Below are 14537 nucleotides of genomic sequence, written 5' to 3'. Positions count from 1 at the left end.
ACCCGTACGGGCGTCCGTGAGTCATACGGTGCCCTCGGCTGTCGTGGCTGATTCCGCAGGAGGCTGTGAGTCGTCCTTCTTCGTCTGCTCGGCGAGGATCTGTTTCACCTGCCAGGCCGGTGCCCGTGTTGCCAGGGCGATGTCGTGCCGCGTGGTACGGCGCAGGGCCAGGGCGTGCACCGCGGCGCGCAGGGCCCGTTCGCGTGCGTCGTCGGCGGCCCGGAGCGTCTCCAGCTCCGGTGTCACCGGGGTGAGCGTGACCTCTGCCCTCACGCCGACGAGTTCGAGCCCCTCCACGGCGTTCGCCTCCGTCGCCCTCAGCGTCCGCCCGTGTGCGTAAACACCGTGCTCGGCGAGGTGCGTCACCCAGGTCCGGCTGCGCCGGTGGGCCTGGCCCATGATGATCTCGCTCACGCCGCGCTCCCCATGTCCTCGATGACCTGCTGGACGAGCGTGTCCGGCACCGGGGTGGGCAGGGCGATCTGCCGGTTCCCGATCCGGTACAGCGTGTGCGTGGCGTTGCTGCTGACCGCGGTGACGGTGAGCCCGAGCCGGGAGGCCGCGGTACGGATGCGCAGCAGCGGGCCGTCTTCGACGCCCGCGCGCAGTCCCGCGGTGACCTCCTGGGCCTGCATCCACTCCTCCAGGCTGATCACCGGCTTGTGCACGACGTTCGGCGACCACACCCACTGGGAAATGGGGTTGCGCCGCGAGAACCCGGCGCGGCCGGTCCTGCTCGACTTGCGGTTGTACACCTGATAGCCGCTGAGCTTCGGATTCGCGATCAACCCCTCCACCCGGGTGTGTGTCCACCGGCCCTCGATCGGATACCGGTCGGGCTCCGACTCCAAGATGGTGATGATGCCCGCGGCCCTCAGGTGCTCTTCCCGCCGGAGGCGGCACAGCTCCCGGGCGGCGTCGAACCGGCGCTCGTCGGGGTGCGAAACGAGCTTCTTCTTCGGCCGCATCTCCCCGAACCGGCCCTGCCCCCGAACCGGGGCATCTTCGTCGACCACCGCGACGTAGGGGTAGGGCGGGTAGCCGTGGTTCCATCCGCCGATTGCATGCTGGAACTGGCCCCCCATCGACATCTCGATCATCGTCGCGCGGTAGATCTCCGCCTCGGCCTGCCCGTACCTGCGGGTACGCAGCCGGCCGGACTCGGTGCCGCCCGTCGGCTCGTTGGCGTAGATCACCTCTGCCCCGAGGCGCTCCAGCTCGTGCTCCACGGTGAGGCTGGTCAGCATGGCGCGCGCCACGCGGTCGGAACGCTCGGCCAGGACGTGCGTGATGCCCATCTGCTCTGCGCGGTCCACGAGGTCCTGGAGGCCGCCGTCCCGGGGCGTTGGCACGCCGAGCCCGTCGTACATCTCCTGCGGTCCCAGGCCCCTCAAATGCGCGGGCAACATCCCGGACTCCACATCCCAGAAGTGCGCTATGAACTCTTCACCCAGGTCGAGGCGTTCGGAGGCGAGGACGACCTGCCGCGGGATGGACGAGGCGGGAAGCTGCCGGTCCTTGGTGGAGACACGGCCGAGGAACACCGCGCGGCGCGGACGCGCGTCGGCCTGCCGGTAGTTCGGCAGGTGGCTGAGGTCGATGGGCGGGGCGAACGGGTTGGTCATGACGTTCCTACGGACTCGGAGCGGACAGTGGTGCTCTGCTGGGGCCCCGGAGGCCCATTACCTTCCTCGTGGTGAGAGTGAAGGGGTCCCGTGCCGTGGAGCTGGAAGAGCGGGCCCAGCGAGCCGGAGACGCGTGCGATGCGGGCCGATGGTTCGCGCATACTTGTGGCAGCCGCCGTGGTGCAGCGCCGCTGCCCCGACCTCCTCGAGCGCCCGAGCGAGCCAGCGCGTGCCGTCTTCCTCGGCTCGGCGGGCGGTGGCTCCGAGTGCGATGAGGCGCCGTTCGACTGCCGCGTGGCCGGTCTCGTCTCGGCGGACCTTGGCTGTGGCGCGGTCGTTCAGCACGGTGGCGTCAGGCAGTACGACCAGACGCCGGGCGCGGGTACGGCCGAGATAGGCAAAGCCCTGGCCGTGGCCGTAGACGTGGCCGATGTGTCCCGGCATCACGTACGACGGGCCGTCGGCCGTGATCCTGATCCGCGGGACGGGATCGGCGTGTGCGACGATCCCTCGGATTCCCTTGGTGGCGGCGTCCTGGAATGCCCTCGCGCAGGCCCAGGATTCGCCGTTCGAAGCCACGGAGTCCAAAAGACACATACGCGAGAGTTCAAGCGATTCCTTCAGCGGCGTCAGGTCCGGGAACACATTGAGGACGGCGGTGTTCATCGGAACCCCGAGGGCGAGCACTCCGACCAGACGGCCGCCTTCGGGGTCGCCGGGCCCAGGGGGCTGGTCGACGCGCTGGAGACCGTAGGCAAGCCGCACGACGGGCCAGCTCGCACTGTAGTGATGGGCGACAGTGAAGCGCTTCGCCGGAGCCTCCGGGATCCGGACGACACGGTGGGCCTCTGGGGCGAAGCCACCGTCCCGGGTCCGTCTCCACGTCGGCAGCCGGTGGTTCCAGCGCTGGCACCAGGCATTGGCCCCTGGCTGCTGCAGTTCGAGTTGCTCGGCGAGGATGAAGTCGCCCCACTCCCCGTACGGATCGCCCGGGATCGGTCTTCCAGGAGTCTCCAGTGCCTCACACATCAGGTCACCTCGTTACTGCGCTTGCCCGCGGGCTTCGCAGCGAGGGCCTGCTGTTCGACGTGGCGCGCCGCGATGTACAGGCCTTCGCGGTTCAGGTGCCGTGAGTAGCTCGAGTCGAGGTAGAGCACGGGCACATCGCCGGCGGCCTTCAGCAGCGCCGGGTGCAGCAGGTGCTTGATCGGGCCCGAGCCACCGCCGTAGACATAGACGACCTCGGTCGTCGCACCGGCCTGGGAGAGGACGTCACCGAAGAAAGAGGCGATCTCGTCGACCAGGTAGCTGGCCTCGCCCTCGACGAAGCCGGCGGCGCGCTGGTGACGGTTCTTCACCAACACCGACGGCTCCGCGTGGAGGAAGTCGGCCAGCTGCTTGCGCGAGGAGAACAGCAGCGTGGCGTCCTCCTCGCTCATGCGCTCCATGGCGTTCATCAGCGCGGTGCCGTAGCCCTCTTCGAGGGTGTCGGCCGCCTCGGGGTTGAACCGGCCGTCGGTGAAGACCGGGAAGTTCACGGTGCCCTCGCCGACGTCGACGCCGATGGTGTTCTGCACCGCCACCAGATCGGAGGCAGAGACACCATCGACGATGGACGCGTCACGGGCGCGCAGATCATCGAGCAGAGCCTGTGCGAGCGGCTCACCCTTGTCGGTGATAGCGAACTGCGCGGAGGCACCCTCGGCCATCACCTGGACGTCGACAAACTGCAGACGCACCGAGACGGGAGTGCTGAAGTTCTTGATCGTCACCAGGTGCACCGTCGGATCCGCGCTGCCCAGCAGACCGATGAACTCGGCGGCGAAGGCGTGGCGGCGCGCGACGAACTCAGAGATCGGCAACGCCAGGCCGGCGCGAACCTGCACGCGCAGCTCGTGATCGGGCAGCGCGCCGTTCTCGCGGACGTAGTCGCGCAGGGCCTTCGCGGCGAAGACACCCAGGACCAGAACCTTGCTCAGTTCCTGATCGGCCTTGGAGTGCTTGCCCAGCACCTCGAACTCGGTGAACTTCGAGCCACGCACAGACAGCGCTGCGCGGCCGAAGATCCGGCGGTCCGACGCCGCCACCAGGGGAGTGGTGAGCGAGCAGTCGATCTGGTTGTAGAAGTCGCCGGCCAGCACGGAGGCCGCATCCGCGTCGGGGAGCGGCACCTTCGGCGAGGTGCGGGAAGTCGAGACGACCGCGCTGGGCAGATCGATCTCGTCGAAAGTCTCCTGCTTCGTGTTCTGGATGACGCCCTTGACGTAGCCGTTGCCGACGTCGATGCCGCCGGTGAGAGTGATGATGTCGTTGCTGTTGGCGCTCATGAATTCGGTCCCTCGGTGTCTGTGTTGTCTGCCTGGAAAATGAAATTCACCGCGTCACTCAGCGCCGAGTACTCGCCATGATTTCGTCGATGGATGCCTGCTTCGGCGGCTCCGGCGGTGCGCTGGGGGCGCTTGCTGCGGGCTCCTCGGCCGTCTCAACCGGTGCGGGAACCGGCTCGGGCTGGGCTACCGGCGCTGGTGCTGTCTTCTCGACGACGGCGTCGACCTGTTCGGTGACTGCGGGCTGTGGCTGAATCGTGGCGGCCGGACGGCGCTCGGTGACCGCCTCGTCGTCATCGCGCTGCTCGGTGTTCTCCAGCGGCGGCCGGCCGCGACGCGGCAGCTGCTCGACGGGCCTGTAGTAGGCGTCGACGTAGCCGTCGCGCTGAATGGACTCGCGAATGAGCAGTCGCAGCGACTGCGAGATGTTCTCCTGCTGATCGAGCCACTTGATTACCGAGGTGTCGGCAGCGGGCACGGTCCAGCGGACCTTGCGAGGTTCACCCGACTGATTCGCCATTGCACCCACCTCGCCCTGCCACTCGTTCCTGCACTTCATCCGGTCGTTCGCCGGATATCTCTCGCTCTGTCACATGGACTCACCGCCCTTGGCGTTTCCTCTCGAATGTGAATCAATGCGAGCCCACTCTAGTGTCTCTATCGAGTCCTGTGCAAGTCCCATTCGATACGCGAGTGAGGTGCCAATAGTGTCCCTATCGAGTGCTGATAGGGGCACCTGCGAGACACCGCAGTGCCCCCGCCTGGGGTGGCCGCGCGCAAGCCGCCGGCATCATGCGCCTATGAGTCCCGCCTGCGACGCAGCAAGTGCTCACCCAGGACACCTGCGGTACCGACGCTGATCCAGTAGAGGCGCAGCGAAGTACGAACGGTGTCCCTGTGGTGTCCCGGTCGTGTCTCCTGGGAGGCGCCACCCGGCATCCCTGCGCAGGTGAGTCCTCCGAAGGCTCTGTGTGCGACGCCAGTGCGGCACTATCGGGGCGCGCACAAGACACCGTGAGGACGCGTACGGGACTCTGAGAGACCCAATGGCATCAGTCGGCGTCTTATCGGTGTCCCTGTCGAGTCTCGTTCGTGTACTGATGAGTCACCTCGGAGACGCGAGGGAGACGTTGTTTCATTGCTGTTTCATGGGGCCGAGAAGCCTGTCTGTGCCCCTTCCCGAAGCCCGTCGGCGGACACGGCAGCGCAGCCACGGAACGTCGGCGGAGCGAGATCAGCACAGCCGCCGGTGAGCCGTCGGCACGGTGCTGGCACAACGCTGGTGCGACGGTCGGTACAGGGGCGTCATCGAGCCGTCATGGTCGCGCAGAGGAGCGCAGAGGGAGAAGGAGCGAAGGGGGAGCAGTCCCCCGCACACAGCGAGCGTGCGAGGAACGACTTGCTTCCGCAGCAAGGGCCCGTGGGGTAGAGGAAGAGCAGAGGCATTTGCTGCGGAAGCAGCCCCTGGAGGAAGACGACAACGGCCCGATGACGCTGGAGCTGCTCGCTGTGCCCGATGGGCAGCTGGTCGCAGCGGGCGGGCCTCTCTTCTTCTGATGCGTCCACGAAGGACTACCCCGGGCTCGCCGCGCAAGCACGAAGAGGAGCACAGCCCGGGGCCGGATCGTGCGTCGACAAGGTAGTGCAGAACGCCCGCCTCGGACGCGGTGCGTGAGGTGCTGGCAGACTGCCGCGGCAACAGCGGAGCAACGACCGGAGCAATGCGGATCCACGTCGGTGCAGCCAGCACAACGCGACGGGGCGAGGCCGGCTGCCGCCGCCGCAGCGAGCGGTGGAGCAGAGCGTTATCCACAGCCGGAGCGACGATGTCGCGAGAGGACGGATCCGCTGCGCGGCGAAGGCTGTGCCGCCTGCGGCAACAAGGTGATGAACCGGGGCTGCGCCCCGTCAGGAGCAGACCCGTACCCCCACCTCGCTCGTACCTCACGAGGACGGATCAGCGTAGGGGTACGGCTGTATCACGGACGTCGAAACAGCAGTACACCCAAAAGGTGTGGTGACCAGGCGAAACGGCCAGGCCCGTACCCCCGCTACGCGGAAGAAGGGGAGGGGTACGGGTCAAGAAGGTACGGACCGTTTCGCCTGATGTTCCAGGCTTCCGCTAACGCTCCAGCCGTGGAACAGCGAGGACGACGACAAAGAAGCAAAGGGCATAAGGGAACCTGATAACACGTGTCCTGCGGACCCTCGCTTCGCTCGGCCTCTCCGCTGCGCTCCGAGGACGTGTTAGTCGGCATAGCCGACGGGTTCCACCGCTCGCTTCGCTCGCCGGTCCGTCGGTCGCTGGCGCTCCCTCCGGCTATGCCCAGCGCTGCGCTTGAGAGAGGAAGCCCCACCACTGCCCCGCTGCAGTTGTCCACAGATGTGGGCAGCAGCCGAGCGACCGAGCGGCAGCGGATCGCCGTCGCTGCGTGACGGACTCATCGGCAGAAGGGCCGCCCCTCCGGATCGGCTCGCTAGCGCTCCCCGTGCGGTGCGGATCGGCGCAGTCGAACATCGAGCCTCGGCGGCGCCTGTCGCCGCTGTCATGCGCGAGGACCACGCCATCATCGCCGTCCACGGGGACCCACGACGGCCTCTTCACCGTCGAGGACGCTGACTGTGGAGATGCACTCCGAGTTGGTTGTGTGATGTCGTCCGGTGCGCCGAGTCGCCCGTCGACTCGCGCATAAGTCACGAGCGGAAATCATTTCCCGAATCATTGCAGAGCAGGCTGACGCCTGCTCCGGTTCTTGATGGGGACCGCACTGACAGAGCCGGATGGAAGGACCTCACGATGGAACTGACACGTGTCGTAAACAAACACCGAGAGCCATTCGACGTCTACATCGGCCGCGGCTCGATCTGGGGCAACCCCTTCCCGCTGGCCCGCAATCACACAGATGCCGATCGGGTGCGAGTGATCCGGCTGTACGAGGAGTATCTGCTCTCGCAGCCCGAGCTGATGGCCCGTCTGCCCGAACTCCGCGGAAGGACGCTCGGATGCTTCTGCGCGCCCAAGTCCTGCCATGGTGATGTGCTGAAGAAGCACACCGAGGCCGACCAGCCGACGCAGCAAGCATTCACGCACGTCGTCCTCGTCACCGGTTCCCAGAGCTGGAACGACGAGAAGAGCATGCGTGAGACGTTCAACGACGCCTGGCGCGACTGGGATCCCGAGAACGTCACCCGGCCGGTGCTCTTCTCCGGGCACTGCCCCAAGGGTGCCGACACCATGGCCGAGCTGCTGTGGCGGGACGCAGGCTTCGAGATCATCACCTTCCCCGCCGCCTGGTCGGCTCATGGGAAGGGGGCCGGCTTCCAGCGCAACCAGGGGATGGTCGACGCCGCCCAGGTCTTCCGCGAGGCCGGGGCTCAGGTGCTGTGCACGGCCTTCCTCGACCTCTGCCGGAAGCCCGGATGCCCGCAGCGGGGCCAGGAGCAGCTCATGCCGCATACGCCGGGGCACTTCTCGCACGGCACGATCCACTGCCGTGATCGCGCGCGAGCCGCGGGGATCGAGACGGCCACCGTGCTCCATCCGTCGCTGCCGCCGTTCTGAAGACGCACGAAGGGCCCTGCAGTGTGCTGCAGGGCCCTTCAAGGACGGATGGGAGGAATCGGCAGGGAGGCGAACACCAGGCTCAGCGCTACTTGCTCCGATCGATGCCGTGTTCCTCGTCATAGGCCTTCATGACCTTCTTCGGGATGCGTCCCCGTTCCGCGAACTCATAGCCCTCCTTCTTGGCCCACTCACGGATCTTGTCGCGCTCCTCGGCAGTCGTCTCGGGCACGACTCGCTTCTTGGGCGCTGCCTTCCCGGCTTTCCGACTGACCTTCAAGTACGGCTTAAGTGCTTCCTCAAGCTTCTTCTGCTCCTCAGCGGTGAGATCGACCTCGTACCAGGTGTCACCCAAGCCGAACGTAGCTGTCGCTGCATCCGGCTTACCACTGAGATCTGACTCGACAATGCTTCGAATGGCCATATCGGCGAGAGTAGCCGATACGCAAGGACCTTGGAAAGTCTGTCGCAGTCATTCGAGATAAGTGTGCCATTTAGAACCCGAATGAGACCCAAAAGCACTGCTAAATGAGCAGAACGAGAGAATGTCACTGCTAAAATCACAGCAATGTGAGGGGTGTTACATACCCCGTTCTCCACCGACCAACGACCCCGATCGAGAGGTCCCCACCATGTCCACGCTCCATACCGTCGACGACCATTCGCTCACCGGCGAGGACACCGACCTCTTCGAGCTGCTGTGCCAGCGCAGGGGCTGGTCGGATCAGTACCTGAAGGAGATCGAGTCCACCGAGCACGACGAGCTCCTGGACCTGGCCGAGATGGTTGAGGCCCTTCATGACGCCCGGACCACGGGCAAGAAGATCGCCATCGCCCCCGACTTCGACATGGACGGCATCTCCTCCGGTGTCCTCGGCTACGTCGGCCTGTCCGAGCTCGGCTTCGACGTCGAGCTGCACCTGCCCGACTACCGCCGCGGTCACGAGCTCACGCCTGAGGACATCGCCGAGATCCACGCGAAGTGGCCCGACACGCGGGTCCTGCTCACCTGCGACGGGGGAGTGAACTCCCACCGCGGTATCGCCGCCGCGCGTGCCCTGAGCTGGACGACGCTGGTGACCGATCACCATGAGGAGCTCGCGCCGGGCTCGACCGCGGACATCACCGTCGACCCGTGCCGGATCGACGAGACCTACGCCCACACCGGGATCTGCGGTGCCCACGTGCTCTACCAGGTGATCGAGGCCTACACCCGCGTGCACCGGCCCGAGAAGCTCTGGGAGATCCACCTGCTGCGTCTGTTCGCCGGCCTGGGCACCGTCTCCGACGTCATGCCCGTGCTGTACGAGAACCGTCAGCTGGTGCGTGATGCGATCTCGATTGCCCGCCTGCTGCGCGTCGCCGCGCCGAAGACTATCCCCAATCCCTGGGGTGGGTTCGACGCTGATCCCGATGCCATCGACATCGAGCAGTCGATCCTGATGCAGCTGCTGCGCACCGAGCCGCACCACCCGGTCTTCCTCCGGGCCTTCGAGGGCTTCGCGATCGTGCTCAAGGCCTTCGCGCAGATCGGCAAGATCCGAGACGTCGACGACCTCGACGAGGGCTTCTTCGGCTTCTACCTCGCCCCGGCGATGAACAGCCCGCGCCGCACGGGGGCCTCGCTTGAGCCGTGCTTCGCGGTGTTCACGGCCGCCGGTGCTGACGTCAAGCTCAAGGCCGCCCACCAGGTGATCGAGAGCAACGAGCTGCGCAAGCAGCTGGTCATCGAACACATGGAAGAACTCACCACCGGGGACCAGCCGTTGGCCCCGTGGGTGTACTTCTCGGACGCCTACCCGGGCATGTACGGGCTGCTGGCCAACCGGATGATGGAGCTCAACGGCCACTCGGTCGTCGTCGTCAACCGACCCGCCGGCCCCGACGATTTCGTCAGTGGCTCCGGTCGCGCGCCGGGGTGGTTCGACATCATCACCAGCCTGGAGCCGCACGACGGTCTCAGCGCCGTCGGGCACCAGCAGGCCTGCGGCGTCCGCGTCGCGAAGGCCGAGAAGCTCGGAGACCTCGTCGCCGTGCTGCAGGAGGCCACCCAGGTCGCCCTGCTCGCCGTCAGCACCGACGGACCGAACGGTGATCTCGTGCTCGGCCCGGACGCCGACTGCGACGCCGGCCTCGAGGACCTGCAGCCGCTGTTCGAGCTGGTGCGCCGGACCGAGGGGCTCAAGCCCTTCGGGCACGGTTTCACCGCGCCGGTCGTCGAGATCGCGATTGAGCCCCTGGGGCTGCGCGTGGACCGGATCGGATCCGAATCGCAGCACCTGCGCCTGGTCACCCGGTCCGGCCTGTCCTGCCTGTGGTGGAACGTCGCCGAGGAGAAGTTCGACATGCTCCGGGGCTTCGTGCAGCGCGCCAGCCGCACCGAGCTCGGGACGCTGCGCTTCACGGCGACGCTGCAGCTGAACACCTTCCGCGGTGACACCCGCGTCCAGGCCGTCATCAACGAGCAGATCACCACGGCTGCTTGAGCCCCGTAGGGGAGGAGACCTTGACGACTTCACCGATCACCTCGCGTCTGCTCGGCATCGGGTGGTGCGTCCTCGTGCCGTTCGCCGCCGTCGCGGTCTACCTCGGTCTCGGCACCTTCGCAGTCCGCCTCATCGGAGAGCCGATCGTTGCGACCGCCGTCCTGGGCATGCTTGTTGTCGTCCTGGTCGGTTCGATGAGGATCCAGCGGCCCCGGTGGCTCGCGCATGCGCAGGGGCCGCGGCCGAGGCCGGAGATCCCACGCTTCGGGTGGACCGTCCTCGGCTGCGCGGTCCTGGCCTTCCTCGCCGGCCAGTCGTTGGCGTTGTGGATCTACGTCACGGTCGGGTCCGCCGGCTTCGACGCCTCGAACCAGACCAGGCACGCGGCTGGAGCCCTGGCGACCCTGTTGCTCACCCTGGTCGCGGCTCCCGTGGGGGAGGAGGCCCTGTTCCGAGGGCTGATCTACCCGTTGCTGCGCAAGCGGGTGAGCATCCTCGTCTCAACGCTGGTCACCGCCGTGGTGTTCGGCCTGGTGCACGGCAACGCCGTGCAGTTCGCCTCGACCCTGCCGCTGGCGGTGCTCCTGGCCCTGGTCTACGAACGCACGCGCGTGCTGTGGCCCTGCGTGCTCCTGCACCTGGGCTTCAACCTCGTCGCGGCTCTCGTCCCGGCGCTGGCGCTCGGCGTTCTGGCGAACCCCGTCTCCGCGGTGTTCCTGTGCCTGGCCTTTGCTGGTTGTGCCTTGGGGCTCTACCGGCGGGTCGCCGGCGGGACTGCGCCAGGCGCAGTCCAGGGCGCGGGAGGCGAGTCCGCGATGCAGTGAGCGAGGTACTCAGCCTCTTCTGAAAGGCGATGGTCCCTCGTGCGGAGGGCGTGCTCGTGGTGACCGGGGTGATCCGGTCACCGGGGGTGTGACTGAAAGTAACTATCCAGTCATACTCATCAGGAGAGGAGAGGATCTCATCATGGCTATCGTCAGCACCTGCACGTACGACTCACACGGAAAGCTCGTCCGTCCCGACGCGCTCGACATCAGTCGTGCGAAGATCCGTCTGGACCTCGACACTGGTGAGAAGCCCACCTTCGATCGCGGTCACACGCATGTCTTCGTCGTGTCCGACATGGGCGTCACGGCCGAACAGGCCTGTGAGCGCGTGAATTCGAGGCTGCGCCGGTTCTTCGATCGCGCTGAGGCCGTTCGCGGCTTCCGCAAGATCACGATGAAGAAGAGCCAGAGCAAGAACCGGCTCAACCTCAACACCACGATTTCCTACGAGATCCTCTACGTCGTCGAAGCAGACGAGCGATCCCGTAGCCGCAGTTCCGAGTCCCCCAATGCGGGATACCAGCGAGGCTGAAGGCTGGTCACCCCTGGGTGATTCGCGCCATCCACGCCTCGCACTCATCAGCACATGCAAAGAGGCCGGAGAGCTCCCTTCCCACGGGGATGCTCTCCGGCCTCTCTGTTTTCACGTTCCAGTGCAACATCGATCACCTGGCGTCAACGATAGCAGCTGTCGTGTGTCACTCGCAATGAGCAGCGAATGTCAGTCCGATGCCCTCTCGCTTCCAGTAGAGCCTCATGAGTGAACGACTCGGACAGAGGTTTGACTCGCGCTCGGAGGGTGCGTCAGGAGCCTTCTGCGAGCCTCGGGACGCCGAGGACGTTCCATGTGGCTTCGAGTCCCGCTGAGGCTCGGCCGCGCCGCCTGGGAGCCGCACGGCGGCTCGGCGCGGAAGCCCGCCTCGATTTGGTCGCCAGGGGGCGCATCGAACTGCCAGCCGTACCACGTCTCGTGGTACAGCCCTGAAAACCGCGTCTGAACTGGGCAAACACCTGTACCGCGAGGCTCTTTCCCGCATCGGGTGTACCACGTGGGAGCGCCGACGTGGTACGACGTTTTGCCTGGTCAACCGGCGTTTCCCGTCGATGTACCACGAGTACCACGTTTTCTTGACCGTTTACATAGGGGACGCGTTCGGGAGCGGTCCAGGCAGCTCCAGCCCCAGCTCGCCAGTCTGCTCTCTTATCCCCCTGCGCGTGTATCTAGTCTCCATTTCCTGGTACAAGCGGTACAGGGGGTATATAAAACCCTACCTGACCTGGGCAAACACCTGTACCACGTAGAAGATGCCGCGTGGTACAGCCTGCTCTTGAACTCCCGAAATTTCTGCTATGACCTGGGAAAACAGGTGTACCACGTCACGTGGTACACGCTCGGATACCTCCAGGCCGTATGAAGCCCTTGGGGTCTCCCTGGGGAGCGTCCAGTCGATGCTCTGGTGGCGGCTGGCTCGGCCGGTCAGAAGAACTCCTCCGAACCTCGACCACAGGCCGGGCGGCTCACGCCGCCCGCGGGTGCGTGGTCGAGCATGAGAAGCCAGCGACTCCGTGGGGCATGTGCTCGACGGAGTCGCTGGCTTCTCACATCTCATCCAGGCTCGCGACGCGTGTGGCATGGCCGTGGTGGTCGCGCGAGCCCTCTCCAGTCCCTGTCGGCGGCCCTTTTCCCACCTCCTTTGGTAGCCATCCAGGGCCTCAGTCGACTCTCTTATTGAACTGGTAGTTCAATTGTTGCAAAAGAACACTCGGGTGACGTAGAGTCAAGATCGCGTTCCATTCGATTACGAGTCCAATCGGCTTCCCACTCATCGCCGGCAGGAACTCGATCACGATCGAGAAAGCAGCAACATGCCGCCTCCTGATGCCCCCACATCCGTACCTGTCGCCGGTTCCAGCGCCGGACCGCGCACCAACCCCGTCGCCGACGTCCTGGCCAGCGTCATGGGGTACTTCTCGAACCGCGACGACATGGCTCCGCAGAACGAGATCGTCACCTACGTCACCGCCGCCTACCTCGACCAGATCGACCCGGCCGATCCTCCGACGTCTCGCGTGCTGGAGAAGGAGCTGCTGGCGATCGTGGGCGGCGTCATCAAGGCCGAGAATTTCAAGGCGGCCGTGGCCGCCGAGAAGTACCCCCTGCCGAGATATCTGACGTACTGGCAGGTCGCGCAGATCCTCCTGCGTCTGCACCACGTCATCCGGATCGCGCCCAACGCCAAGGACACCGACCGCGAGTACGACCTGCTGGCGATGTACCAGGCCGCGGGCCGCGCGCGTGGGACGTACACCACCAGCGAGGACGACATCCGCACCACGGCGCGCATGTACAACACCCAGCTGACTCTCAAGGAGTTCGCCGAGGTCCTGGCCGTTTTGCGCGAGGACAGCCCGCGCCGGCACCAGAGCACGAACCGCGACTTCATCGCCGCGCGCAACGGCATCGTCTTTTACGGTACCGAGCCGCTGGACGTCACGATCTTCGGCAAGGACTTCCACTTCGAGCCCAAGCAGGTCCACCCCTTCGACCCCGCCATCGTGCTGCTGACCAAGAACGACGTCGACTACGTGGACGACGCCCCGCAGCAGGTCATCACGCACCCTGAGGACGGAGATTGGGAAGTCGTCGCCTGGATCGAAGAGCTCTTCGACCAGCCCGGTGACGAGGGCCTCGCCGACCTGATCTGGGAGATCATCGGTGCGATCATCCGGCCGCACGTGCGCTGGGGCAAGACCGCCTGGTTCTACTCCGAGCAGGGCAACAACGGTAAGGGCACGCTCTGCGCGCTCATGCGCAACCTCGTCGGCAGCGGCGCGCACACCTCGATTCCGCTCTCGGACTTCGGCAAGGACTTCGCGCTCGAACCGCTGGTGCGTGCCAACGCGATCATCGTCGACGAGAACGATGTCGGCACCTTCATCGACAAGGCGGCCAATCTGAAGGCGATCGTGACCAACGACGTCATCCAGATCAACCGCAAGTACCGGATGCCGATCGCCTACCAGTTCTTCGGCTTCATGGTCCAGTGCCTGAACGAGTTCCCGCGCGTGAAGGACAAGTCCGAGTCGTTCTACCGCCGGCAGCTCTTCGTGCCCTTCACCAAGAGCTTCACCGGAGCCGAGAAGAAGTACATCAAGGACGACTACCTCCAGCGCCGCGAGGTCCTGGAGTACGTCTTCTGGTACGCGATCAACCGCGCCGGTACGTCATCTCCAGGTGACTACTACCAGCTCTCAGAGCCGGTGGCCACCAAGGAAGTCCTGGCCGAGTACAAGGAGGCCAATGACCCCGTGCGCGCCTTCTGGGAAGAGTTCCGCGGGCGGCTGGTCTGGGACCTGGCACCGTTCACGTTCCTCTATGACCTGTACAAGGCCTGGTTCGCCGACGTCTCGCCGTCTGGCTCCCCGGTGAGCAACAAGCAGTTCATCACTGACCTCGTGGCGATCGTCCGGCCGGATGCCCTGTGGCACTGCCCCGACAAGAACCGCAAGATCCGGCCCGGCCAGATGATGAGCAACCCCGAGGTGCTCATCGCCGAGTACGAGCTGAAGAAGTGGATGCACCCGAGCTACACCGGCAGCGACCCGAAGAAGAAATCCCAGCCGACGCTGCAGGTCAGCTATCGCGGACTGCTCCGGCAGACGGGCGCGTCTGCCCCGACCGACGACACCACTGACGAACAGGACTGATG

11 protein-coding genes are annotated in these 14537 nt (G+C 65.8%); 5 read left to right on the top strand and 6 right to left on the bottom strand.

The window, feature by feature from the left end; translation table 11 throughout:
- Positions 1-21 precede the first annotated feature (21 nt).
- From FE633_RS17215 to FE633_RS17195, 5 genes are read right to left on the bottom strand one after another with little or no spacing between them, the layout of a single operon-like run.
- Positions 22-414 carry a hypothetical protein gene (locus tag FE633_RS17215; RefSeq protein WP_138046048.1) on the bottom strand — a complete coding sequence of 131 codons (393 nt, stop codon included), beginning with the start codon at positions 412-414 and terminating at the stop codon, positions 22-24.
- Entirely contained in the window at positions 411-1625 is a 1215-nt protein-coding gene (locus FE633_RS17210) for a recombinase family protein (protein WP_138046047.1), read from the bottom strand. The genes FE633_RS17215 and FE633_RS17210 overlap by 4 nt, the downstream gene beginning before the upstream one ends.
- 57 nt (positions 1626-1682) lie before the next feature.
- Positions 1683-2654, bottom strand: a complete 972-nt coding sequence (locus tag FE633_RS17205; protein ID WP_138046046.1) for a Mom family adenine methylcarbamoylation protein — start codon at positions 2652-2654, stop codon at positions 1683-1685.
- The gene (locus FE633_RS17200) at positions 2654-3952 is read right to left on the bottom strand and encodes a ParM/StbA family protein (protein WP_138046045.1); all 1299 of its coding nucleotides are present in this window, start codon (positions 3950-3952) and stop codon (positions 2654-2656) included. Before FE633_RS17200 ends, FE633_RS17205 begins: the two co-directional genes overlap by 1 nt.
- 58 nt (positions 3953-4010) lie before the next feature.
- The gene (locus FE633_RS17195) at positions 4011-4430 is read right to left on the bottom strand and encodes a hypothetical protein (protein WP_138046044.1); all 420 of its coding nucleotides are present in this window, start codon (positions 4428-4430) and stop codon (positions 4011-4013) included.
- 2319 nt (positions 4431-6749) lie between these two features.
- Between FE633_RS17195 and FE633_RS17190 the strand changes: the two genes are divergently transcribed.
- A complete protein-coding gene (locus FE633_RS17190; protein ID WP_246113669.1) occupies positions 6750-7514 on the top strand; it encodes a DUF4326 domain-containing protein in 765 nt (254 codons plus the stop codon).
- An 88-nt stretch (positions 7515-7602) separates the two neighbouring features.
- On the opposite strand, the gene FE633_RS17185 is transcribed toward FE633_RS17190, so the two are convergent.
- Positions 7603-7938 carry a histone-like nucleoid-structuring protein Lsr2 gene (locus FE633_RS17185; protein ID WP_138046043.1) on the bottom strand — a complete coding sequence of 112 codons (336 nt, stop codon included), beginning with the start codon at positions 7936-7938 and terminating at the stop codon, positions 7603-7605.
- A 208-nt stretch (positions 7939-8146) separates the two neighbouring features.
- On the opposite strand from FE633_RS17185, the gene FE633_RS17180 reads away from it, so the two are divergent.
- The 4 genes from FE633_RS17180 (at position 8147) to FE633_RS17165 (ending at position 14535) form a co-directional block, all read left to right on the top strand.
- Positions 8147-10000, top strand: coding sequence for a DHH family phosphoesterase (locus FE633_RS17180; RefSeq protein WP_138046042.1), 1854 nt, complete (start codon positions 8147-8149; stop codon positions 9998-10000).
- A 20-nt stretch (positions 10001-10020) separates the two neighbouring features.
- Positions 10021-10824, top strand: a complete 804-nt coding sequence (locus tag FE633_RS17175; RefSeq protein ID WP_138046041.1) for a CPBP family intramembrane glutamic endopeptidase — start codon at positions 10021-10023, stop codon at positions 10822-10824.
- A gap of 142 nt (positions 10825-10966) precedes the next feature.
- A complete protein-coding gene (locus FE633_RS17170; protein WP_138046040.1) occupies positions 10967-11359 on the top strand; it encodes a hypothetical protein in 393 nt (130 codons plus the stop codon).
- A gap of 1334 nt (positions 11360-12693) precedes the next feature.
- Positions 12694-14535 carry a DNA primase family protein gene (locus FE633_RS17165; protein ID WP_138046039.1) on the top strand — a complete coding sequence of 614 codons (1842 nt, stop codon included), beginning with the start codon at positions 12694-12696 and terminating at the stop codon, positions 14533-14535.
- Positions 14536-14537 lie beyond the last annotated feature (2 nt).

Origin of the sequence: Streptomyces montanus, assembly GCF_005786655.1 — a bacterium.
GTDB lineage: Bacteria > Actinomycetota > Actinomycetes > Streptomycetales > Streptomycetaceae > Streptomyces > Streptomyces sporangiiformans.
Note: the sequence above shows the minus strand (reverse complement) of the source record. Positions and strands in the feature narration are given on the sequence as shown.

What these genes read in the sequence shown, in the direction of transcription:
- FE633_RS17210 (WP_138046047.1), bottom strand. Translation starts at nt 1,625, where the DNA reads ATGACCAACCCGTTCGCCCCGCCCATCGACCTCAGCCACCTGCCGAAC.
- FE633_RS17205 (WP_138046046.1), bottom strand. Translation starts at nt 2,654, where the DNA reads ATGTGTGAGGCACTGGAGACTCCTGGAAGACCGATCCCGGGCGATCCG.
- FE633_RS17200 (WP_138046045.1), bottom strand. Translation starts at nt 3,952, where the DNA reads ATGAGCGCCAACAGCAACGACATCATCACTCTCACCGGCGGCATCGAC.
- FE633_RS17190 (WP_246113669.1), top strand. Translation starts at nt 6,750, where the DNA reads ATGGAACTGACACGTGTCGTAAACAAACACCGAGAGCCATTCGACGTC.
- FE633_RS17185 (WP_138046043.1), bottom strand. Translation starts at nt 7,938, where the DNA reads ATGGCCATTCGAAGCATTGTCGAGTCAGATCTCAGTGGTAAGCCGGAT.
- FE633_RS17180 (WP_138046042.1), top strand. Translation starts at nt 8,147, where the DNA reads ATGTCCACGCTCCATACCGTCGACGACCATTCGCTCACCGGCGAGGAC.
- FE633_RS17170 (WP_138046040.1), top strand. Translation starts at nt 10,967, where the DNA reads ATGGCTATCGTCAGCACCTGCACGTACGACTCACACGGAAAGCTCGTC.
- FE633_RS17165 (WP_138046039.1), top strand. Translation starts at nt 12,694, where the DNA reads ATGCCGCCTCCTGATGCCCCCACATCCGTACCTGTCGCCGGTTCCAGC.